Raw genomic sequence first — 1236 nt, 5'->3', positions numbered from 1 at the left:
AAGCCCGGATGCGTGCTCGACTCTCGCCGCCGACCGACGGGCGAGTGGGTGGGGCGCGACAGGTTCAGAGGTGGTGCCGCCCCAGGCAAAGCGACTGCGGGAACGGTCGCTGGTGCGACACTGCCATACCGACGCACCTGAACACCCAGCCCTGCGGTCGGCCGCCCTCCCGGGGCGACCGGCAGACCGTCGCTGGCGCGGGTGGGGCGCGACAGTGGATCGGGGCGGCTCTGGCCGGTTCGGCGTCCACCCCCACCGGTGGCCGGCCGCACCACAGACCCGGTGCTGGGGTGAGTGGGTGGTGAGGCACCTGTGCAGCGGCTAGTTCGTCGGCGCAGCGGAATGAACCAAACCGCGCCGAACGCGCAGCCAGCCAGCTCGTTTGTCCGGTTTACGCCATCTTGGTCGGCTCGGCGTTCGTCATGTGTCGAGTTTGGTGCACGCCGAGCGGTCCGGGTGGCCTTTACTTGCCGGGCCTGCGGATCGGAGGGCCGAGAACCTTGTCGATTTCTGTCGATACGGCTTCGAGGAGTTCTTCACCGAACAGGCAGATCGAATGCTCCCAAGGATGCCCGAAGCTGCCTGTGCGGAAGTCTTCAGAGAGGTAGATGTAGTAGTCCCCGTCGGGATACGCGCTCAAAGGCCACCGCTGCTGTCCCGGCCCGCCGACCTCGTGCGGAGCGAAGCGGTACGACGTGTGCTGCCAGTCGAGCGCGAACAGCGTGCCCTGTGGGCCGACGCAGGAAGTCAACCCGCGCTTGACCGCCCCGACCAGGTGATCCGAAGGTTCGTACGGCTCACCGTCGGGCAGCGAGTCCAGGCTCCAGGTGACCGACGCGGAAGGCTCCTTGATGGCCGGCCACTTGAACGGGCTCATGCTCGGCCGAAAGTCGAACTCCTCGTAGAAGCGCCCCCACACGCGTCGGTGCTCGTCTTCCGACAGTACGGCCACGGGCTCTCCAGTCATCCGATGATCTTATCGAGTCGTCATAGAAGAGATCATTGACGCCCTGTCACCGCCAACGCACCGTCAGCGGGTTGGCTGAAACGGTCTGCTGGTCGCCTCGGGAGGGCGGACGACCACCGGGTGGGTGTTCAGGTGCGGCGGTGCATCGGTGTGGCACCAGCGACCGTTCCCGCAGTCGCTTTGCCTGGGGCCGCACCACCCCTAGAGCTACCGCGCCCCACCCACTCGCCCGTCGGTCGGCGGCGAGAGTCGAGCACGCATCCGGGCTT

General features: G+C 67.2%; 1 protein-coding gene. It reads right to left on the bottom strand.

The annotated features are described in order from the left end of the window. Positions 1-463: 463 nt before the first annotated feature. Positions 464-952, bottom strand: coding sequence for a DUF2716 domain-containing protein (locus IE185_RS32815; RefSeq protein WP_229843865.1), 489 nt, complete (start codon positions 950-952; stop codon positions 464-466). Between the last annotated feature and the right edge of the window lie 284 nt (positions 953-1236).

Origin of the sequence: Streptomyces chryseus (assembly GCF_014650755.1) — a bacterium.
GTDB classification, from domain to species: domain Bacteria; phylum Actinomycetota; class Actinomycetes; order Streptomycetales; family Streptomycetaceae; genus Streptomyces; species Streptomyces chryseus.
This window is presented reverse-complemented; position numbering and strand designations above follow the sequence as displayed.